Source organism: Clostridium cylindrosporum DSM 605 (assembly GCF_001047375.1).
GTDB lineage: Bacteria > Bacillota > Clostridia > Clostridiales > Caloramatoraceae > Clostridium_AB > Clostridium_AB cylindrosporum.
Window position 1 is genome coordinate 181,638 of the sequence record NZ_LFVU01000004.1, and the last position, 20,424, is coordinate 202,061.

18 protein-coding genes and 1 other annotated feature are annotated in these 20,424 nt (G+C 31.6%); of the genes, 5 read left to right on the forward strand and 13 right to left on the reverse strand.

What is annotated here, in order from left to right; genetic code table 11:
• Positions 1–15 precede the first annotated feature (15 nt).
• The 10 genes from CLCY_RS02980 to metG all read right to left on the reverse strand — a co-directional run bounded on the left by CLCY_RS02980 (position 16) and on the right by metG (position 9,988).
• On the reverse strand, positions 16–594 hold the full coding sequence (locus CLCY_RS02980; RefSeq protein WP_152668079.1) for a DUF1449 family protein: 579 nt from the start codon (positions 592–594) through the stop codon (positions 16–18).
• Between the two features lie 155 nt (positions 595–749).
• Positions 750–1,475, reverse strand: a complete 726-nt coding sequence (locus CLCY_RS02985; RefSeq protein ID WP_048569652.1) for an ABC transporter permease — start codon at positions 1,473–1,475, stop codon at positions 750–752.
• Positions 1,447–2,451 carry an ABC transporter ATP-binding protein gene (locus CLCY_RS02990; protein ID WP_053083246.1) on the reverse strand — a complete coding sequence of 335 codons (1,005 nt, stop codon included), beginning with the start codon at positions 2,449–2,451 and terminating at the stop codon, positions 1,447–1,449. Before CLCY_RS02990 ends, CLCY_RS02985 begins: the two co-directional genes overlap by 29 nt.
• 12 nt (positions 2,452–2,463) lie before the next feature.
• Positions 2,464–3,603 carry an ABC transporter permease gene (locus CLCY_RS02995; RefSeq protein ID WP_048569653.1) on the reverse strand — a complete coding sequence of 380 codons (1,140 nt, stop codon included), beginning with the start codon at positions 3,601–3,603 and terminating at the stop codon, positions 2,464–2,466.
• 18 nt (positions 3,604–3,621) lie between these two features.
• Complete coding sequence (locus CLCY_RS03000; RefSeq protein WP_048569654.1) at positions 3,622–4,572, reverse strand: glycine betaine ABC transporter substrate-binding protein; 951 nt, start codon at positions 4,570–4,572, stop codon at positions 3,622–3,624.
• An 18-nt stretch (positions 4,573–4,590) separates the two neighbouring features.
• Positions 4,591–4,677 carry a 4Fe-4S binding protein gene (locus tag CLCY_RS14140; protein WP_082141684.1) on the reverse strand — a complete coding sequence of 29 codons (87 nt, stop codon included), beginning with the start codon at positions 4,675–4,677 and terminating at the stop codon, positions 4,591–4,593.
• 6 nt (positions 4,678–4,683) lie between these two features.
• Positions 4,684–4,821 (reverse strand): 4Fe-4S binding protein, encoded by a 138-nt coding sequence (locus CLCY_RS14145; RefSeq protein WP_082141679.1) that lies wholly within the window; start codon positions 4,819–4,821, stop codon positions 4,684–4,686.
• Positions 4,822–5,148: 327 nt separating this feature from the next.
• The gene (locus CLCY_RS14035) at positions 5,149–6,174 is read right to left on the reverse strand and encodes a 3D domain-containing protein (RefSeq protein WP_048569655.1); all 1,026 of its coding nucleotides are present in this window, start codon (positions 6,172–6,174) and stop codon (positions 5,149–5,151) included.
• 159 nt (positions 6,175–6,333) lie between these two features.
• A complete protein-coding gene (locus CLCY_RS03010) occupies positions 6,334–7,095 on the reverse strand; it encodes a TatD family hydrolase (RefSeq protein ID WP_048569656.1) in 762 nt (253 codons plus the stop codon).
• A gap of 943 nt (positions 7,096–8,038) precedes the next feature.
• The gene (gene metG / locus CLCY_RS03015) at positions 8,039–9,988 is read right to left on the reverse strand and encodes a methionine--tRNA ligase (protein WP_048569657.1); all 1,950 of its coding nucleotides are present in this window, start codon (positions 9,986–9,988) and stop codon (positions 8,039–8,041) included.
• 72 nt (positions 9,989–10,060) lie between these two features.
• Positions 10,061–10,267, reverse strand: a binding site (T-box leader).
• A 384-nt stretch (positions 10,268–10,651) separates the two neighbouring features.
• Between metG and CLCY_RS03020 the strand changes: the two genes are divergently transcribed.
• The gene (locus tag CLCY_RS03020; protein ID WP_152668080.1) at positions 10,652–12,664 is read left to right on the forward strand and encodes a methyl-accepting chemotaxis protein; all 2,013 of its coding nucleotides are present in this window, start codon (positions 10,652–10,654) and stop codon (positions 12,662–12,664) included.
• A gap of 135 nt (positions 12,665–12,799) precedes the next feature.
• The gene (locus CLCY_RS03025) at positions 12,800–14,809 is read left to right on the forward strand and encodes a methyl-accepting chemotaxis protein (protein ID WP_048569659.1); all 2,010 of its coding nucleotides are present in this window, start codon (positions 12,800–12,802) and stop codon (positions 14,807–14,809) included.
• 491 nt (positions 14,810–15,300) lie between these two features.
• Here CLCY_RS03025 and CLCY_RS13725 read toward each other — a convergent pair whose 3' ends face one another.
• Positions 15,301–15,459 (reverse strand): hypothetical protein, encoded by a 159-nt coding sequence (locus CLCY_RS13725; RefSeq protein WP_161797099.1) that lies wholly within the window; start codon positions 15,457–15,459, stop codon positions 15,301–15,303.
• 362 nt (positions 15,460–15,821) lie between these two features.
• Here CLCY_RS13725 and CLCY_RS03030 point away from each other — a divergent pair, with 362 nt between their 5' ends.
• Complete coding sequence (locus CLCY_RS03030; protein ID WP_048569660.1) at positions 15,822–17,336, forward strand: RDD family protein; 1,515 nt, start codon at positions 15,822–15,824, stop codon at positions 17,334–17,336.
• A 465-nt stretch (positions 17,337–17,801) separates the two neighbouring features.
• Here CLCY_RS03030 and CLCY_RS03035 read toward each other — a convergent pair whose 3' ends face one another.
• Together CLCY_RS03035 and CLCY_RS03040 are read right to left on the reverse strand one after the other, a co-directional pair.
• Positions 17,802–18,314 (reverse strand): spore maturation protein, encoded by a 513-nt coding sequence (locus CLCY_RS03035; RefSeq protein WP_048569661.1) that lies wholly within the window; start codon positions 18,312–18,314, stop codon positions 17,802–17,804.
• Between the two features lie 11 nt (positions 18,315–18,325).
• Positions 18,326–18,907 carry a nucleoside recognition domain-containing protein gene (locus CLCY_RS03040; protein WP_048569662.1) on the reverse strand — a complete coding sequence of 194 codons (582 nt, stop codon included), beginning with the start codon at positions 18,905–18,907 and terminating at the stop codon, positions 18,326–18,328.
• A 356-nt stretch (positions 18,908–19,263) separates the two neighbouring features.
• Here CLCY_RS03040 and CLCY_RS03045 point away from each other — a divergent pair, with 356 nt between their 5' ends.
• Both CLCY_RS03045 and CLCY_RS03050 read left to right on the forward strand, forming a co-directional pair.
• Positions 19,264–19,725 carry a hypothetical protein gene (locus CLCY_RS03045; RefSeq protein ID WP_152668081.1) on the forward strand — a complete coding sequence of 154 codons (462 nt, stop codon included), beginning with the start codon at positions 19,264–19,266 and terminating at the stop codon, positions 19,723–19,725.
• A 378-nt stretch (positions 19,726–20,103) separates the two neighbouring features.
• Positions 20,104–20,340: an AbrB/MazE/SpoVT family DNA-binding domain-containing protein gene (locus CLCY_RS03050; RefSeq protein ID WP_048569664.1), complete on the forward strand. Its 237-nt coding sequence runs from the start codon at positions 20,104–20,106 to the stop codon at positions 20,338–20,340.
• Positions 20,341–20,424: the final 84 nt, after the last annotated feature.

The window sequence follows — 20,424 nt, forward strand, 5'->3', positions numbered from 1 at the left end:
TTCCCTACCTTTACTTTAATATTTTTGTAATGGTGACACATAACAAACCTTCGCCTGCTTATCAAAGTCTACTATTAGAACCTTATCCCCTTGACGCAGTTCATATAGTTCCTCAGTATCTAACTCATGACTCATTTTTGCTGCATATGTTATTTTGGCTCCTGTACTGTCCAGTATCGATACTGTGCCAGCTTTGTCATTTGTCACTCTTAGTGTTAATGTTCCTGTTTTTCCAACTAACTCATTATGTGTTAATGCCCTTGGTACATTAGCCTTAAGCCTTTTTATTATTAGCTTAAAACATAACACGTAAGCTATTATTGAAATAAATAATGATGCTACTATACATATCATTATAGTTAACTTATTGGTTGCACCTTGTACTAGAAACCTTCCAAGTGCACCAAACACTATTAATGAAAAGCATAAACTCATTAAATTAAATGGGAGAGCTCCTTCACCCCCTGCATCTGTATCGAATCCCACATGAAAAGCTGCTCCCATTGTTCCAATAAATATATTTAGTAGTGGTATACCGATTCCTAGTATCATACATACATTAAAAATCAGTATTAACCTATCTACACTCAACATACCACCCCCTATAGATAATGTTTAATTTCATATTGTATAAAATATTACCAACAAAATCACCATTTGTAAAATATTCACTAATTTTTACCTTAATAAAATTAAAACAAAAACTCCTCAAGGATTCTCTCATATATCCCTGGGGAGTTAATCTTCATCTAGGCAAAGTAGTTCTCTATATTTTTTAAGGATCTATCTACAATTAAAGCAATTAAGCATATTGGAATGGTTCCTTCCATTATAGCTATAGGATTACTATTTTTCATGGATGAAAATAAAAGCATTCCAAGGCCTCCACCACCTATATTAGAGGCTAAAGTAGCTGCAGATATATTTATTATAAGTGAAGTTCTTAAACCTGAAATAATAACAGGAATAGACATAGGCAATTCTACTTTATATAAGCACTGTAGCTCACTCATTCCAATCCCTTTAGAAACTTCTTTAATATCATGTGGAACATTTTCTATTCCTGAAACAAATGCCATAAATATAGGTACAATACCTGTTATTGTAAGTGCTACTATTGCAGGTTTTATTCCTGTTCCCATAAGGGGTACCATTATATATAGTATTGCCATTGATGGCACCATATATAAAGTGTAAGTCCATTTTTCAAAAATCAATTTTACTTCTTTACCGATTTTTAACGAACATATTATTCCTAAGGACCCCCCTATTAATATAGCTAAAATACTTGAGATTAATACTATATTAATATGCTGCTTAATTAACTCTAACAATTCATACCTACCATCCCAGGCAATATTAGAGCCAAAAATATCATATAAATAAACCTTATACTTTTGAAAGTAAAGTGTAAATAGTAATAATATAATACTATTTATTATTACACTAACCCATGACTTTAGCTTTGAGTTCATTTGCAGTTCCATCCAATCTATTACAATTATTCTCTGTAATATTAAGCCTTAAAAAACTTAATATATCTTGAATCTCAACAGTATACTTGTACTTGCTTTGAATATCGTTAATTTCAATTTTACTCTTACCATCCTTAACCATAACCGCAAGTAATTCTTGTATAGACATTTCTTTTATTACTATATTTTTGCTACTATACTCTACTTTGCTTTTTAACACATCTGAAACTTTATACTTTAATAATAACTTTAAGGAATATTCACTTCCTAAAAAGTCTTCTACGAATTCATTTTTATTTTTCATTATTAAATTAACAGGGTCATCATAATTTTGTACTTTCCCATCACTTAAAACAGCAATTTTGTTCCCTAAGATTATAGCTTCCTCTACATCATGGGTAACAAATATAACTGTTTTCTTTAATGACTGTTGTATTTTTAAAAATTCTATCTGCAGCCTTTTTCGATTTAAAGGGTCAACAGCTCCAAAGGGCTCGTCCATCAATAATATTGGTGGGTCTCCAGCAAGTGCCCTAGCTACACCAACTCTTTGTGCTTCTCCACCTGATAATTCCCTTGGCTTTTTTTTCTTAAATGTTTCTGGTTCTAATCCTACTAATTCAAGTAATTCATTTACTCTATTATTAATTTTGCTCTTAGACCATTTTAGAAGCTTTGGGGTTACAGCAATATTTTCATAAACCGTCATATGTGGAAAAAGCCCTACAGACTGAACCACATATCCAATGCTTCTGCGTAAAGCTACTATGTCATAATCATTAATATTTTTATTATCAATATAAATATTGCCTTTACTTGGAGTAATAAGTCTATTTATCATTCTTATGATTGTTGATTTCCCACATCCTGAAGACCCTAATAAAACCGATATTTCACCTTTGTTTATTTTTAGGCTTACATCATTTACAGCTAAAGTGTCTTCATATGTTTTTGTGATATTTTCTAAACGTATCATAAATTCACACCTTTAATATTTTGTTTTTTCAATTATTATCTTTATAAAGCTATCGAATAAAAATGTTACTATTACTATTGGCAATATTCCTAGTATCATAAGATCCATAGATTCCCTCTCTACTAGAAATACTCCTAGGCCTCCTCCACCAGTAAATGCAGCTAATGATACTGCGGATATAGTATAAATTACAGCTAATCTAATCCCTGATAAAATAATTGGTAAGGCAATAGGAACTTCTATACTAAGAAAAATCTTCCCATATCTCATTCCCATAGATTGAGCTGTTTCTAAATAGCTTTTATCAATACTTTTAAATGCCGCTCTTGTATTATGTAAAATAGGAAACAATGCATAAAATAATAATGCAATAAAGGCTGGTGCAACGCCAAACCCTGATATTCCCATTTTCCTCAATACGTGAAATTTATTAGATAAAATATATAAAGGAATCATTAATATAGCAATAAATGATATAGCAGGTAAAGTTTCCGTTATATTTAAAATGCTAAATATTATTTTGTCTAACTTTTGTGATCTATTTATCAAATAGCCTAAGGGAACACCTATTAAAATAGCTGATGCAATAACAGAAATTGAAATTTCAATATGCTTTATTAATGCAAGCCATAATCGATCTTTTTTACTTTCGTATTCCATAACAATCCCTAATCCAGATAAATTGTGTGTTATTAATAAAATAATTAATAATGCTAGTGGAATAAAAATAATAGAATACCTTTGAAATTTATTATTGATACCTTCTAAGGACTTAATAATTATTCCATACATAACAAATAACCATATCCACATTGTTAATCCTATAGTTAAACGTGAATAGGGAGTTTTATCTAAAGGTAACCACTTAAGTGCATTTGACATGTAATATAGAGTAACAATAATCAATATGCCAGCTAACAAACCACAAAAATACCCAGTATATTTATATCTTTTTCTAACTAAACTTAATAAAAATATAATTATGCATCCTATTAATATAAATTTAAAACCAGAACCAAGACAAGTGTTTGCGCTAAGCGAAACACTTGTCTGAATTCTCATTTTCTTAAAATTAATAAAATTAGGGGAAAATAAAAGCATAATTGAAAATAAAGTAAGAACACTTAATACCTTATCTATTTTTCCGCTCATTTTACTCTCCTTAAAACACTACTTAATATAGCCCTTTTGCTTTAGATACTCCTTAGCTACTTCTTCACCACTTGCACCCTTAGATAGTACCTTTGCATTCATTGTCATTAATTCATCTGTAGTCATATTTTCAAATATAGGATTTAATATTTTTGAAATCTGTGGATACTTTTCTAGAGTTTCACCTGAAACTACTGGAGTTGGAGCATAATATGGTGGGATTTTAAGTGGATCTTCTATGATATACATACCTAATTCCTTTAATATCCCATCAGTTGTAAATACCATAATACTGTTTAGACCATCTACACCACTGGCTACTTGCTCTGCTTTAAACTCTCCAAGTACTAACTGTTCTTTTTTAAGTTTAAATCCATATGCCTTTTCAAGGTCTCCTAATCCACCATCTGGTTCAGCCCAATAGGCAAGTGTTGCTAACTTTACTTTTCCACCTTTATTTACATACTTAGCAAAGTCATTCATGTTTTTTATATTGTTTTCTTTTGCAAATTTATCAGTAACAGCTATAAGTTCAGTGTTGTTAGCCTTAGCTGGGGATAGCCAAACTAGATTATTTTGCTTTTTATCAAAATCACGAATAAGTTTATACCCATCTTCTAATTTTCTCCATGCTGGGTCTTTTACATTTGTTTTATCTCCCATGTAGTACATTCCACTTCCTGTATAACTTACTGTTATATCAGCTTGACGTTGAATTGCAGCTTCTCTATTAAGTTTAGTACTACCTAAAGTTCCTGTATTATCTTCTACTTCAAATCCATTTGCTTTTAGGGCTTGTACAATAATTTGTCCTAGAGTACTACCTTCAGTATCTGTCATAGTTGAAACTATAACCTTTCCTGTTTTTTCATTAGAAGTAGATGTTGAACTAACTTCTTTGTTAGATGAACATCCAATTAATGATATTGAAAAAACCACTAAAATTAAAAAAGTAATTATTCTTTTCATATTTTACCCCTCCATATTTTAAATTTTCACCATTGTAATTGCACTTACTGGGCACTTACTTTCACAAAGTCCACATCCAATGCATTTATCACTTTTGATATTAATATGTCCTTATTCTTTAGTTATAGCTTTCATTGGACATCTTTTAATACATACCCCGCACTTAAGACATTTTTTATTGCTAATAACAGCGTTGTATTCTATTTGAGAATAATTATTCTGAAATCCTTCTTTTATTAAAAATCTCATAGGATAACAGCAACAATTACAACAGTTGCAAATATAACTACCTTAGGTACTTTAAATAAATTAAAAAACTCCCTAATATTGATCATCTCTATTAATTTTTATTACTTTTAATGCATAATTATTATTTTTATCACATTCCAAATTTTATCAAACATTTAAAATTCATTCAAATAGAATATTCTAATATAATTTCTGTTTACTATTTAGTAAATTTAGCATTAATTTGTAAAACCTTCGCATTATCATACAATACTATTTTGGCATAATTATAAATTTATAAAAAAAAACCTCAGGGATTCTCTCATCTATCCCTGAGGGTTCTATACACTATTTTATAATGTAAACCTTAACTGTCTTCTTACCCCATCTCTCATATTCTGAGCCTGGGTTAAAGTATAAGTCTATTTTGTTGCCCTTAATAGCTCCCCCTGTGTCTGAAGCTATTGCCATTCCGTACCCTTCAACATAAACCTTTGTTCCTAGTGGAATTACTCTTGGATCAACTGCAACAGTACTAATACCTTTAGGATTTCTTATAACCTTAGTACCTGATGCTGTTATACTTCCTCCACCAGTTGGGTCGTATGGTGCCTGTGAATAAGCTGTAGCAGTCATTGTCATAATACTCTTATATGTGAAGTCCAATCCCCCTCTTGAGGCTGTTAGGACTACCTTCTTAGGTCCTGATGCTATTAACTTATTTACTGGTTTTACAACTATCTTTTCTTCTATCTTTTGTTTACTAATTAATTTTCCGTTTTCGTATACTGACTTAAAGACTATTTCACGTCTACCGTTAGCACCTTCTTTAACAACCTTTGTTGTTCCTGGTGAAAGTGACTTATCATCTTGCTTTTTTATAGTATAAGGAATAGTCTCTGAATTTGCTTCTAATTTCTCAGTTACTCTAGTTATATTTATCTTCATGTTTGGTTGAATTTTCGCTGTCACACCTGGATTAATTTTGTCTAGAGCACTAATGCTCAACTTTTCTTCCTTTAGCATATCAGAAACAGTAGTAGCTGTTGTTTTTATTTCCTTTAGCTTTCCTGCTTCTTCAACCTTTATAGGAACTGCTCTTTTTATACTTATTTTCATATCCTTTTCCAGGTTACTATCTAGTGAATGGGATATCTTATCTTCTTTATCTAGCACTATATTTTGTGCCTCGATAAGTCCCTTAACTGTGCTTTTGTTTGTTGTAAGGATGTCTATCCTTCCATCATATGCTAGTGTTACTTTTTTTCTTTTCCCTGCGATTACGAAGAATGAAACCACAAGCATTAGAATTAATGATGCGATAAGAATCTTCTGCCCCGAGGGTCCTTTTAGTGTTTCCTTTAGTTTAGTCATATTTTTACCTCCCTTTCGTTGACTGAAGATAGAGATAGGCCTCTTCTCTTCTTCACCTTGATAATTCTCGGTTACTCAATTTAGGGGTACGTATCAAAATTCATAAGCCTATTGGCATTTACTAAATATATTATTAGTAAACCAGCAAAAGTATTCCATCTATTTTAAACCAAATAGATTTGAGGCATTTTCAAATGTTAGTTGACATGTCTCGTTGTAAGTCTTTCCTATGGTCTTAGCCATAACATTTAAAGTATGAATTAAGTAAGAGGAATCATTTCTTTTTCCTCTATTAGGAACAGGTGTTAGGTATGGACAATCTGTCTCAACCAATATTCTGTCTAGAGGAGTTTGTTCTAATACCTCTAGAGATTTTCTAGCATTCTTAAATGTAATCACACCTGTGAAACCAAGATAATAATCAAGTTTTAGTACTTCCTTCGCAAATTCCGGGCTTCCTGAGTAGCAATGAAGTACCCCTTTGACGCTCTTAAATTCCTTTAAGATTTTTAATGTGTCCTCATGAGCGTCTCTGTCGTGTATCACTACTGGAAGATTTAAATCCCTTGCAAGTACCATTTGTTCTCTGAATATTTTTTTCTGTATCTCTCTATCTGAAATGTCATAGTAGTAATCAAGTCCAATTTCTCCTACAGCAAGTATCTTATCACTCTTACCAAACATGTCCCCTAGTATGTTAATACCACCTAGCAGCTCCTCTGCATCGTGTGGATGCACTCCTAGTGCACCATAGAAGAAATCATGTTTTGAAGTAAGACTTAGAGTATCTTCACAGCCCTTAAGATTCGCTGCACAATTAAGTACTCTAGTTACCCCTGCTTTATTTATCTTATCTATAACATCGTTTCTGTCTTCATTAAACATCTCACTATCATAGTGAGCATGTGAATCAAATATCATAACTTAAATTCTCCTTTTGCGCTTGTAACACTGTCAGAAAACTAGCCTAATTTATTTACTTCGCTCATTATAACAGTAAGAGAATTAAAAGGCAAATTTACAAATCAGTATAGTGTGTGAACATTTTGTTAACAATAACCAAAATTTCCTGCCTTTTAACACATTTTTTTACATTTTGTCCTAAGTTATGACATAATATTATCACTGCATATTTTTTGTGAAATTCAACATAATTTGAAAATGGCTATTTTACCCATGTGGATAACTCTAAATAACAGGAGAGATTGTCAAAGCCTTTATTTACAGTAAATCACAAATAACCTAAAACTTATTTACCACAATTATCCACACAAAATTTCATCCAAAACTTTACAATTATCTATGTCATAATATTCAGATAATACTGTAAAAATATTCACTTCAATTTTCTACACAACATTTTTCAAATCTTTAAAGTTTTTATTTACAATTGTTTAAAAAAATTTTTTTAAGTTTGTTTTTCATCTAGGTTTGCGCTCTTGTAAGGATGTGTATCTAAAACAACTTTTAAATTCGAGGTTTAGTTTTTAATTTTTTAATTACCTAGAACATATATAAAAACTATATATTGATTTAAATTGTAAAAACTATCAACTATATACTAATTATCCCCACTTCTAATAAATGTAATATGGCCTTATTTAAAAAAATCCCTTCTATTATATATACGCTTTTTTTGGTATGTATTTTTTGATTCATAAAAATATCTGTAAATACAAAAAAATCCTTAACATATAAATTCTATAATAATATTAATTTCATAATTTTTGGATTCTATATTTGTAGATTTAACAAATCCAAATTCGGTACCTTTTGAGCATTTTCAACCCCACTTTAAACTATTCAAATTTACATAAAAGAAGGCCGCTGACATTTTCATGTAAGCGGCCTTAAATTTTTATATCTATCTTACTTGGCTTCCTGATGGAATATCCTTATTTATCATTGGAATTTCTAGTATTGAATCATCATCTGTTGATGCTGCAAGTATCATTCCATGTGATTCTATTCCACGTAGTTTTGCTGGCTTTAGGTTAGCTACTAGTATAACCTTTTTACCTATTATGTCCTCTGGTGCATAGTGCTTAGCTATTCCTGAAACTATTGTACGAGTTTCTCCTCCTAGTTCCACTGTTAGCTTAAGTAGCTTATCAGCTTTCTTTACCTTTTCGCACTCTAGTACCTTTACTACTCTAAGGTCTATCTTTGAGAAGTCATCTATTGTTATCTCTTCTTTTATAGGGATTATTTCTCTCTTTTCTACTCCTTGAGCCTTTAGCATTTCTTCTCTTATCTTGTCTAGTTCTTCTAGCTTCTTTTCTACGTCTATTCTTGGGAACATTACTTCTCCTCTTTCAATGCTTAGGTTAAAGTCTATATCCCCGAATACTTTTATGCTGTCTAGTGTAAGAATATTTTCTTCAAACTTGAACTGTGAGTTTATCTTAACTGCTGTGTCTGGAAGGAATGGTGATATAAGTGTGCTTATAAATCTTATAGCTTCAGTTAGGTTGTATAGTACACCCTTTAGTCTTTCACTATTTGCTTCATCCTTCGCTAGTACCCATGGTGCAGTTTCATCTATATACTTGTTCGCTCTAGCTACAAGCTTCATAACTGATTCAACAGCATCATTAACCTTTAAATTGTCCATGAACTTATCCACATTATTAACAGTTTCCTCTGCAAAACTCTTTAAAGCTTCATCAAATTCATCTTCAATAAGTCCCTTTGAGATATTACCATCAAAGTATTTTACTATCATTTGAAGTGTTCTTGAAACAAGGTTTCCAAGGTCATTTGCAAGGTCTGAGTTTGTTCTCTTTATGAAGTTTTCACTTGTGTATTGTCCGTCACTTCCAAATGATACTTCACGAAGTAGGTAGTATCTAACAGCGTCTACTGAGAAGTGCTCTGAAAGTAGAATTGGGTCTACTACATTACCCTTTGACTTTGACATTTTTCCACCGTCAACTAATAGCCAACCATGTCCATATACCTTTTTAGGTAGTGGCATGTCTAGTGCCATTAATAGAGATGGCCATATAATAGTATGGAATCTTATAATATCTTTTCCTACTATGTGAACATCTGCTGGCCAGAACTTTTCTAGCATTTCTTCATTTTCTGAACTATACCCAAGTGCTGTTATGTAGTTTGAAAGTGCATCTATCCAAACATATACAACGTGGTCAGTATCAAATGTTACAGGAATTCCCCAGTTAAATGTAGTTCTTGATACACATAAATCCTCAAGTCCTGGCTTTATGAAGTTGTTTATCATTTCGTTTTGTCTACTAACTGGTTCTATGAACCCTGGGTTTTCTTCTATATGCTTAAGTAGTCTATCTTGGTATTTAGATAGCTTAAAGAAGTATGCTTCTTCCTTAGCCTCTTCAACATCTCTTCCACAGTCTGGACATTTTCCATCTACTAATTGTGTTTCTGTGAAGAAAGTTTCACAAGGTGTACAATACTTTCCTTCATAATGCCCCTTGTATATATCACCTTGATCATAAAGTTTTTTGAATATCTTTTGAACTGCTGCTATATGATAATCATCAGTTGTTCTTATGAACTTGTCATTAGATATATTCATTACCTTCCAAAGGTCTTGAATACCAGCTACTATCTCGTCTACGTATTCCTTAGGAGTTACCCCTTTATCCTCTGCTTTTCTTTGAATCTTTTGACCATGCTCATCTGTTCCAGTTAAGAACATAACATCGTATCCTGCAAGTCTTTTGTATCTAGCAATTGCATCTGCAATAACTGTTGAATATGTATTTCCTATATGTAGTTTATCACTTGGATAATATATAGGAGTAGTAATGTAAAAAGGTTTCTTTGTCATTATTATTCCTCCATTCTATATAGGGTTTCCCCTAAAAGTTACTTAAAAATAAAAAAGCCCCACCCCTAGTATCCTAGGGGCGAAGCGCCGCGTTACCACCCTAATTCATCTTAATGACCTTAAGTGCTATAACGGTGCAACCGTTTTGACCTAAACTAAATTAGATTCAGCCAAAAAGCTCAGGAGCCATCTTCCTATAATACACATTCTATCGGCTTTCACCTAACCCGACTCTCTTGAAGATACACATTATAGTACTCTTTCCTTCGTAGCTATAAACAGAATTCTTAAATCAGTAGTAGTTTTACTCCAACGGATTCTTAGATGTCCTTATCCAGGAACTTAGCGTAGCTAAGTTATCGGATAAAAAGAATTCTCTTATCATTATGTTATATCAAAATGTAAATAGAGTCAATTACAACTCTAGCCTAATTTTCACTGTTACAAATAGCGAATTATTTTGAACAAATTCACTATAATATTCTTAATTGTCGAGCAAATTCCAACTGTTTCAACAGTATTTTCACTTTTTTACTGTATAAAGTCGATATACATATATATTTTTTACATTTTTAATCGAAAATTATTATAAACGCTTCTATTTTAGTCGATAACTAATTTTTTTGATTTATTTTTAATATTTATTTAAAGGGGGTAATACAAATGCTAAAAATTCAATTTAAAAGTTTAAGTAGACAAATGCTGTTAAGTATAATTCTACTGATAACTATAGTATGTTTAGGTATAGCTATAATTTCAAATATAATATCTAAAAATGCTATTATAAAAACAGTAAATACTGATCTACCTGAAATAGCAGATCAAGCTTCAAAAACTATAGAAGCTGAGATAAACCAACAACTTAAAGTATTAGAACTATTTTCTCTGAATCCTACTTTAGGTGATGAAAAGGCTCCTATAAACATTAAAATGGAGCTACTAAACAAAGAAAAAACTAGAAGTGGACATTTAGATATGGCTATAGTAGATGCTGCTGGTAATGGCATTAATACTAGTGGTGACACTTTTAATTCTAAGGGTCAAATAGGATATGAAAAGGCAATATCAGGTACACCTAACGTTTCTGATCCTTTAATTAGTAAAGCTAATGGTAAACTCATAGTTATATATTCTGTTCCTATAATAAAAAATGGTTCCTTAGTAGGGGTTTTACAATCAGTTAGAAGCGGTGATGCATTAAGTGCTTATACAAGTTCTATTAATCTCGGAAAAACAGGTAAAGCATATATTATAAGTAAGGATGGTACATTAATTGCAAGTGAAAATAAGGATCTTGTAATGTCTCAAAGCAATAACATAAAAAATTCTGAGAAGGATTCATCTCTAAAGGAAATTGCAGATATTGAAAAAGAAATGGTTTCAGGAAAAAAATCCGCTGCTAAATACAAGTCTAATGGAGTTGAACACTATATAGGTTATTCTCCTATAAAAAGTGCAGGTTGGTCACTTGGAATAGATGTTGAGTCAAGTGAGGTTCTAGCTTCAATTACTACACTAACAAAAAGTATAGTAGTTGTGTCCATTTTATTTATCATAATCGGTGCTGCAATTGCATATTTAATTTCAAAGTCTATTACAAAACCTATTAATAATTCTGTAAGTGAACTTGAGACTATTGCAAACGGAGACTTAACTGGAGAGATATCAGATAAGCTTCTTTCTAGAAAAGATGAAATAGGAAGTATGGTTAAGGCTATAAACACTATGAAGGAATCAATTTTACACATGTTACATGATGTAGAAGGCAGCTCATCAAGCATAGATCAACAAATAAACACTATCCATGGAATCTCCCAGGAATTAGCTTCATCAAGTGAAGATATAACTGTTGCAACAAATGATGTTGCTAAGGGAAATACAGAACAAGCAGGTGATCTTGTTGACATAACCTCTATAATTGAAGACTTTAGCAATAAACTAAGTGATATGATCGACCTTATAAAAAATGTTGATACTAGTACCGTAGATATTAAAAATATGGCCGATAATAGTAGTATAGACATGGATAATCTCGTAATATCTATAAAAAATGTTAATGAGGTATTTAGGGACCTCATTATAAAAACGAAAAACGTCGAAGAAAACATTCTAAAAATTAACACAATCACTAATCTAATAAATCAAATTTCAGATCAAACTAACTTATTAGCACTTAACGCAGCAATCGAAGCAGCAAGAGCTGGAGAAGCTGGTAGAGGATTTTCAGTGGTAGCCGACGAAATAAGGAAGCTAGCTGAACAAAGTAAAACCTCATCGGTTAATATTTCAAGCTTAATCGAACAAATTTCCACAGATACAGAGCGTATGGCAAATGCTACTGATATAGTAAATACAGAACTTAGCGCTCAGGAAGAGAATATATACACAGCTATAGAATCCTTTAAGACTATTACACAGGCTGTAGACGATATTACTCCTAAAATGCATGAAGCTAACAAATCAATAGCGCACTTAAACGAAAGTAAAGAAGTAATTCTATCTAAGGTAGAAGGCGCATCTGCAATTGCTGAGGAAGTATCAGCATCCTCTGAGGAAATAGCAGCTTCTACTGCGGACATGGGTACATCAGCTAAAAATATTGAAGATTCACTTGCATTATTATCAGATATGAGCCAAAAATTAATGAACAATGTAACAAAATTTAAGATTAATTAATTATAATAGGTCTTTTTCAGGATACCTTTGTTATAGTATTTGAAGTTTTTACATACTAGTCCTACTTTGTATTATGTTTTGAAGATTTACGATATTATTAATATTTTTTTAAAATATTTATTTGGGGGTAATGTTATGAAACTAGTACAATTTAAAAGCCTAAAGCAACAAATGCTAGTAAGCATAATAATGCTAATAGTATTGATATGTTTAGGACTATCTTTAATATCAATTATAGTTTCCAAACAATCTATAATAAAAACTGCAAATAAAACATTACCAGAAGTAGCTAAGCAAGCAGCTTCTACGGTAGAAAGTGGAATTCAAGAGGAACTTAAAGTACTTGAATTACTTGCAACAAACCCTATTCTAAGCGATGAAAAGATAGCAATAGAGCAAAAAATGCAAGTACTAAAGGAAGAAGTAAAAAGAAGTAATCATATAGATATGACCTTAGTTGATGTAAATGGAAATGCCTTAAATACATCTGGAAATAAGTTTAACATCAAGGAACAGGAGCATTTTAAAAAGGCCCTAGGCGGAGTCAGTAACGTATCTAATCCTATGATTAGTAAGAACAATGGAAAGTTAATAGTTCTTTATGATGTTCCAATAAAAAAGAATGGTAATGTAATTGGAGTTATTAATGCTGTAAGAAGTGGTGATGAACTTAGTAGTTACACAAAGCCTATAAAACTAGGTGTAACAGGACAAACCTATATGCTAAGTACTGAGGGAACACTGATTGCAGACAATAACTCAGAGCTTGTTTTATCCCAAAATAATAACATTAAAAACCTAGAAAAAGACCCATCTCTTAATGATGTTGTAGACATAGAAAAGAAAATGATTGCAGGAGAAACTGGCGTAGGCAGATTCGTAAAAAATGGCATTGAAGAATATGTTGGGTATGCCCCTATCAAAACCGCTGGATGGTCTATTGCAACAGTTATTGAGTCAAGTGAACTACTTGGTGAGTTAAACAAACTAAACATAAGTATAGGTATAGTGTCTATAATCTTCTTAGCACTTGGTACACTACTTGCTTATGTTATATCAAGTTCTATTTCAAAACCTATAAACGCATCTGTTAATGAACTATCACTTATAGCAGATGGTGACTTAACAGGAACTATTCCTGATAAGCTTCTTAATAGAAAAGATGAAATAGGAAAAATGGTTAAGGCAATTGATACTATGAAACACTCTATTCTATCAATGCTTGATGATATAAAAATAAGTTCTATTAACATTAATGACCAAACTGAGCAGCTACACATTGTATCTAAGGAACTTATGGCTTCAAGCGAAAATATCAGTATTGCAACTAGTGACGTAGCTAAAGGCAATACTGAACAAGCTGGTGATTTAATCGACATAACACAAATTGTTGAAGCATTTAGTTCAAAGCTTGATGAAATGACTACTTTAATAAAGGATGTAGACAAAAACACAACAAACATAAAGGATATGGCTGATAGTAGCAGCGTAGACATGGATAACGTTGTTAACTCAGTTAAAAATGTTAATGAGGCATTTAAGGATCTTATTAATAAAACACAAAATGTTGAAATTAATGTAGTAAAAATAAATGAAATAACAAACCTTATAAACAGCATCTCTGAGCAAACCAACCTACTTGCCCTTAATGCAGCAATCGAAGCTGCTAGAGCCGGTGAATCAGGCAGAGGCTTCTCAGTGGTTGCAGATGAAATAAGAAAACTTGCAGAACAAAGCAAGGCTTCATCAATTAATATCTCTAAAATAGTAATGGAAATATCTAAGGACACAGACCTTATGGTTAAAACTACAAACACGGTTAATGAAGAAATAAACACCCAAGAAGGTAGCATAAGTACAGCCATAAAGTCCTTTGAACTAATTACAGACGCTGTAAAGGAGATAACCCCTAAGATGGATGCTGCAACATCATCTGTTATTGAATTAAACGTAAGTAAGGAAACAATCCTAGAAAAGGTAGAAGGCGCATCAGGAATCGCACAGGAAGTATCAGCCTCATCTGAGGAAATTGCTGCTTCAACTGGAGAAATGGGACAATCAGCTAAAAACATTGCTGACTCATTAAATAACTTAACAGATTCAAGTCAAAAACTTATGGATAATGTGAATAGATTTAAGATGTAATAGAAAATCCCTAGTTGATGTATTCAGCTAGGGTTTTTTATGTGAGGTTAGGTGTCTTGCAAGGATGTGTTGTCTCCGCCTAATCCGACGAGACCTTCAAACAGATCTTCTAATATGTATAAATCTTCTTAAACTAAGTGCGGCGCAAACTCGCTTCGCTCAAACATGCTTCCTTACTAAGTTTAATAACATTTATACATATAAGAATCTCTAGTTTTTGGCTCTATTGTTTTAGTCGCAGACAACACATCCTTGCAAAGAAACTTTCCCCACATAACAAAACACTTGCTTTAATCACAATAAGAGATATTAGGGGGATTGGAATCTTTTATATATCTATATTTTGATGAAGTTATCGATTAAAGTATTCGTTCTTGACTATTACTTTATGTTTTTATTTTAATAGAGTAATTTTATGAACAAGTGAAGTTCTTGTTAAATTATCATTATATTTACGCCTCTGCTATGACACTGAAAAATAATAATCTCTTTTAATCACTTTTCATAACCCTACACACAGTTAAAATAATAGCTCCTATCATAGCTACTAAATATATACTTCTAGATGCAAGTCCCATTGGATATAATGCTCCCAAAAGTATTAATAAAACCCCTAAATATGATCCATAGTCAAGGAATTTATTTTTCATATAATATTTCCTCCCCTATCTATTTTCATTCATATACATATTATACTAAAACCCTCTCTCAAAAGTGAAATTAAACATTGTTATATAGGGATAGTTTCTTTGCAAATAGTGTATCCTAGGGTTAAACCATAGAGGCAAGAGCTAGAAATTCTTATCCTTATAAATGCTCTAAGACTTAGTTCGGCAGCATGTTTGAGCGAAGCGAGTTTGCGTCGATCTTAGTCTCAGAGCATTTGTGGGGATTAGAAGTTCTTCTCGAAGATCTCGTCGGTTTAATCCTAGGCTACACTACTGCAAGGCGCACCACCCTCCCAATGTATATTTCATCCTCAATTCTGTAAAAATAGTATAAGGTGATGTATATGAAATTAATCTTTTTATCTTTAAGAGCAGGTTCTTATATTATTGATATTATATTTTACACAGCATGTGTATACATATTAGGAGGTTTGTCCTACTACTCTATTATTTTAAGTCTTCTTATCCTTTTTACATATAGGATTATTACAAGCTGTCTTTTAGGGGCTACTTTAGGTATGAAGGTTTTAGGACTTTCTTTAAGTAGACATGATTTTAAGACAGTTCTTAAGAGGGAACTTTATAGAATAGCTTCAAGACCTTTTTATATAGGTTATTTATTTGCCCTAGGTGGAGACCACTCTCAATGTCTCCATGATAAGATGGCAGGTGTTAAAATCATCTATATATCTAGAAAAAAAAGGCATGATAAAAAGCCTCATGATAAGTCTATTAATGACTCTAGACTTCCCTTAAAGAAGCCCTCATCCTATATGTTGATACTAACGGTCCTACTAACTGTACTCTCTATAGGAAACTTTACTACTAAGTTTCTTATGAATCATGTAGGTATGATTGGATTTACTAAGAAGTATACTTCAAGTGAGTATTATAACAATCTTGATTCTGATTTAAATACTATAAAAAGCCAAGAGGGACTTTTTAAGTCAACTATAGGTATGAAGTTTACTGAAGTTATAACCATAGGCTCCCGTGACACCCTTATTAAAATTTCTCCTAAGGACAGTACAACTGAGGTGTATATGATGAAACCAAGGGGCAAGGATATAATCGGTGAATATTTGTACACTCTACCCTACAAGGCTGAGTATATCGATACTGTAAGCTTAAATGGAAAAAAGCTTCTTACATACCTTACTAAGGATAAGAAGCTTCATATAGTAGATAGTTACGGCAATATAATTCACTCTACTGATTCTAGCCTAAATACACCAATTGACCTTAAAGTAGGGATACTAAATGGCATCCAGTCAATTGTTGTTATTTGTAATAATGGTTATGCTGAAATCTTTCACATAGGTAATGATATAACTAGTGTATATAAAGGCAAAATAGGTGAAGATATATCCCCAGAACAGTTTTTAGTTGATGATTATCTATATATTCTTACAAGATCTAATCCTAAACTACTTTATAAATATAAATTTAATAACTCCATGCACTTTTTAGCAAAGAACCCTATTAGTATTGACTCTGCATCTACCTTTGAGAAAATAAATCTTAAAGGTAAGGAATATTTTGTCTTATCAGATGTAAAAAGAGCAAACATGACCTTTAACGCTGGAAGAATTCAATTAAGTAAAATATTCACTAAAGATGGTAAGCTTAAGTATAACCTAGGCGCTAGAAGAGGTTCACTTTACACATACAAAGTAAATCAAGTTGAAAACGTTCTAGACATAAACGGTGATGGAAAGGATGAAATTATCATTAAATCCGTTAGAAAAGGAAACGTAACAGGTGATTCCTATACTCTTAATGTATATGAACCTAATGCATTTCTTACTGTTAATGAGGTTCTAACTAAGTTACTTAAAGTTTTTAATTATGTTATATAAAAACAAAATCCGTAGAAACACTTCTTCTCCAATAAAATTATGTTATGTAAGGGAAGTTTCTCTTCTGAGATGTGTTGTCCCTTACTAAATCAATAGAGTCAAAAATTAGAGCTTCTTATCTGTTCAAATATTCATAGATTTAGTAAGGCAGCATGTTTGAGCGAAGCGAGTTTGCGCCGCACTTAATCTATGGATGTTTGGATAGATTAGAAGCTCTATTGGAAGATCTCGTCGTTTTAGTCAGGGACAATACATCTCGAAGGACACCTTCCCACATAAAAATTTTTTCTACTTTATGTATAACTCTTCTAATTATGGCTATACTAATAATACAAAGGCAATATTAAGTACTCCCTTTTACTTCTTATTGTTTTTGTAAAAATCATTTTCCCAAAATGATAGTAAAAAATTAATAAATACCCCCCAAAATAATTCCTTCCGCCCCCCCGTGAAGGAATTATTTTTTTATGCGAAGAAAGCATAACATATGTAAACTGTAGCAACACTTCCTAAAATATGCGCTATAAGTGCAGCTGATAGTGAGTGTCTTATTTTCTTAATTCCAAGTGCCCCAAAGTATATTGATAATGTATAGAATATTGTTTCTGTAGACCCCATTAAAACAGAGGCTATTTTCCCTTCTATTGAGTCTACTCCATATGTATTCATTATATCTGTCATAACTCCAAGTGATGCACTCCCTGATAGTGGCTTTATAATTATCATCGGAACTACCCCCTCAGGTATTCCAATAAGTTTTGCTAATGGTGCGAAAAATGATAGTAACCACTCTAGGGCTCCAGATTGTCTAAATATATCTATTGCAAATAGCATTGTTAATAGAAATGGTGCTATCTTTACTACTGACTTGAATCCATCCTTTGCACCATCAACAAACTCTTCAAAAACCTTAACCCTTTTAAATACTGCGAAAAATAATATACAAAGAATCATAATTGGAACTATGTACTGTGACATTTTTATCCCTCCTACCTGTAAAATCTTCTAAGAAGTGATGATGCAAAAAGTCCTATAATAAGTGAAGCACCTGTTGCTAGAATTGTAGGTAATATTATGTCTGAAGGGTTTGCACTTCCAAGACTACCTCTTATAGAAATTACTGTTGTCGGTAGAAACTGAATGCAGGCAGAGTTAACAATTAAAAATGTTACCATGTAGTCAGATGCCCTCTCCTTATTTGGATTTATCTTTTGAAGGCTTTCCATTGCCTTTATTCCAAATGGTGTTGCTGCATTTGAAAGACCCATCATATTAGATGCTATATTCATAATTATGTTTCCTTGAGCCTCAGGGCTTTTTTGATATAGTCCCCTAAATAAGAATCTCATAGGTAGTGACAGTGCCTTTGATAATAGGTCAACTAATGATGAAGCTTGACATATTTTCATAATTCCACTCCATACAGCCATCATACCACCAAGAGTTACAAGTAATTTAATACTCTTTTCAGCTGAAGAACCTATAGTCTCTACCATCAAAGTGGCTTCCCCCTTAATAAGAAAGCTTATTATTCCAAGTACAATCATTACAAACCAAATAACATTTATCATTTACCATCCACCTTCCTATTTTAATTATGCATAGGCATATTTTAAATTCTGTATAATGATTTAATCCTACTTTCATTCTCTATGTATATGTTCCTATTTTGGAAACTTTACCACTATATTTAAAATATTTTACATAATTATCACTATAATGTATAAACTAAACAGGAAATGTTACGATTTATTAAATAAGAAGACAAAGCTATATTGCTTTTTTTATTAATGTTAGATTTGCGTGAATAATATTTTGAATTTTTTTTACTTTTATTTAATTTAAAACATTCTTATTTATGTTAGAATAAGTATATATATATTGTAAGACATCTTTTGAAGTGACTAAATTTAATTTGGAGGTGTCTGTGTTGATATTTAAACCAGATGAGGTTGCCACTCTTAAAAAGGGTAGTCACATTAATGTTGAAATAACTGAAGAGGACATTAGAATTTTAAAGAGAAACTTTTGTGGAGTTTATGAGCTTTTTAAACCTGACAGTAGTAGATGTGTAGAGTACTTTGATGACCTTATACTTTTCAAGAATAGGTATGGCTCTGTCCAAAGAAAGTTCGCTTTATATAGTCTCTATGCACAAAAGAAGGATATATATACTTTAACAGAAAACATGAGCCTAAAAGAGGTTCTTAGATGGTTCTCTCAATACGGTACAGTTGAAAATGTTAGTTCTGTTAAAATAGACAATATAAATATAGATAATTATTGTTGGACATCAGATATCGGAGATAATGTATGTTATTTTAGTGTAGCTACTACTCCCTTTGATTTTAAAATAAATATAAATAAAAAAATAAAGAAAGTTGTATAGGCGCTAAATCTAGTGCCTATTTTTTATCATATCTAATTTATATAATTTTCAAAATATTCATGTAGAATTTTGTCGAACCTTTTAATTAAATTATTGGTAAAAAATAAAATTTTGTCAGTAAATATATTACTTATATAGTCTTTTATTACTTAACAAATAAGAATAAATTTGTTAATTATAGAGATTTTATTGATTATTGTGTTAAATAATTACATGATTTGGTTCCAAATAGGTATTACCATTGTATAATTTATCCCAAAAAATCAATTATTTTAAGAAAACGTTTAATAAAGGGTTGACTTTAATTGGTATTTTTGTTATTATTCATATTGATGAAAAATGTCGAAGATTGTTACACAAAGGGGAGGAATATTTGTTATGAAATCAACAGGTATAGTTAGAAGAGTAGATGAACTAGGAAGAGTAGTTATTCCAATAGAATTAAGAAGAACACTTGAAATCGCTGAAAAGGATGCACTTGAAATATATGTTGATGGTGAGCAAATCATTCTTAAGAAATATCAACCAGCTTGTATTTTCTGTGGAAATGCTAAGGACGTTGAGAACTTCAAGGGTAAGAACATTTGCCAAGCTTGTTTAGCTGAACTTAAGTAATTCTTTATTAACTACATAATTAAACGAATGAACAGTATGTTATACATACTTAAAATACTTAGATAAATTAAGCTTATTTAAAAG

Bases quoted from the DNA above. Each gene is read 5' to 3' on its own strand.
- CLCY_RS02980 (WP_152668079.1), bottom strand. From the start codon at position 594: ATGTTGAGTGTAGATAGGTTAATACTGATTTTTAATGTATGTATGATA.
- CLCY_RS02985 (WP_048569652.1), bottom strand. From the start codon at position 1,475: ATGAACTCAAAGCTAAAGTCATGGGTTAGTGTAATAATAAATAGTATT.
- CLCY_RS02990 (WP_053083246.1), bottom strand. From the start codon at position 2,451: ATGATACGTTTAGAAAATATCACAAAAACATATGAAGACACTTTAGCT.
- CLCY_RS02995 (WP_048569653.1), bottom strand. From the start codon at position 3,603: ATGAGCGGAAAAATAGATAAGGTATTAAGTGTTCTTACTTTATTTTCA.
- CLCY_RS03000 (WP_048569654.1), bottom strand. From the start codon at position 4,572: ATGAAAAGAATAATTACTTTTTTAATTTTAGTGGTTTTTTCAATATCA.
- CLCY_RS14145 (WP_082141679.1), bottom strand. From the start codon at position 4,821: ATGAGATTTTTAATAAAAGAAGGATTTCAGAATAATTATTCTCAAATA.
- CLCY_RS14035 (WP_048569655.1), bottom strand. From the start codon at position 6,174: ATGACTAAACTAAAGGAAACACTAAAAGGACCCTCGGGGCAGAAGATT.
- CLCY_RS03010 (WP_048569656.1), bottom strand. From the start codon at position 7,095: ATGATATTTGATTCACATGCTCACTATGATAGTGAGATGTTTAATGAA.
- metG (WP_048569657.1), bottom strand. From the start codon at position 9,988: ATGACAAAGAAACCTTTTTACATTACTACTCCTATATATTATCCAAGT.
- CLCY_RS03020 (WP_152668080.1), top strand. From the start codon at position 10,652: ATGCTAAAAATTCAATTTAAAAGTTTAAGTAGACAAATGCTGTTAAGT.
- CLCY_RS03025 (WP_048569659.1), top strand. From the start codon at position 12,800: ATGAAACTAGTACAATTTAAAAGCCTAAAGCAACAAATGCTAGTAAGC.
- CLCY_RS13725 (WP_161797099.1), bottom strand. From the start codon at position 15,459: ATGAAAAATAAATTCCTTGACTATGGATCATATTTAGGGGTTTTATTA.
- CLCY_RS03030 (WP_048569660.1), top strand. From the start codon at position 15,822: ATGAAATTAATCTTTTTATCTTTAAGAGCAGGTTCTTATATTATTGAT.
- CLCY_RS03035 (WP_048569661.1), bottom strand. From the start codon at position 18,314: ATGTCACAGTACATAGTTCCAATTATGATTCTTTGTATATTATTTTTC.
- CLCY_RS03040 (WP_048569662.1), bottom strand. From the start codon at position 18,907: ATGATAAATGTTATTTGGTTTGTAATGATTGTACTTGGAATAATAAGC.
- CLCY_RS03050 (WP_048569664.1), top strand. From the start codon at position 20,104: ATGAAATCAACAGGTATAGTTAGAAGAGTAGATGAACTAGGAAGAGTA.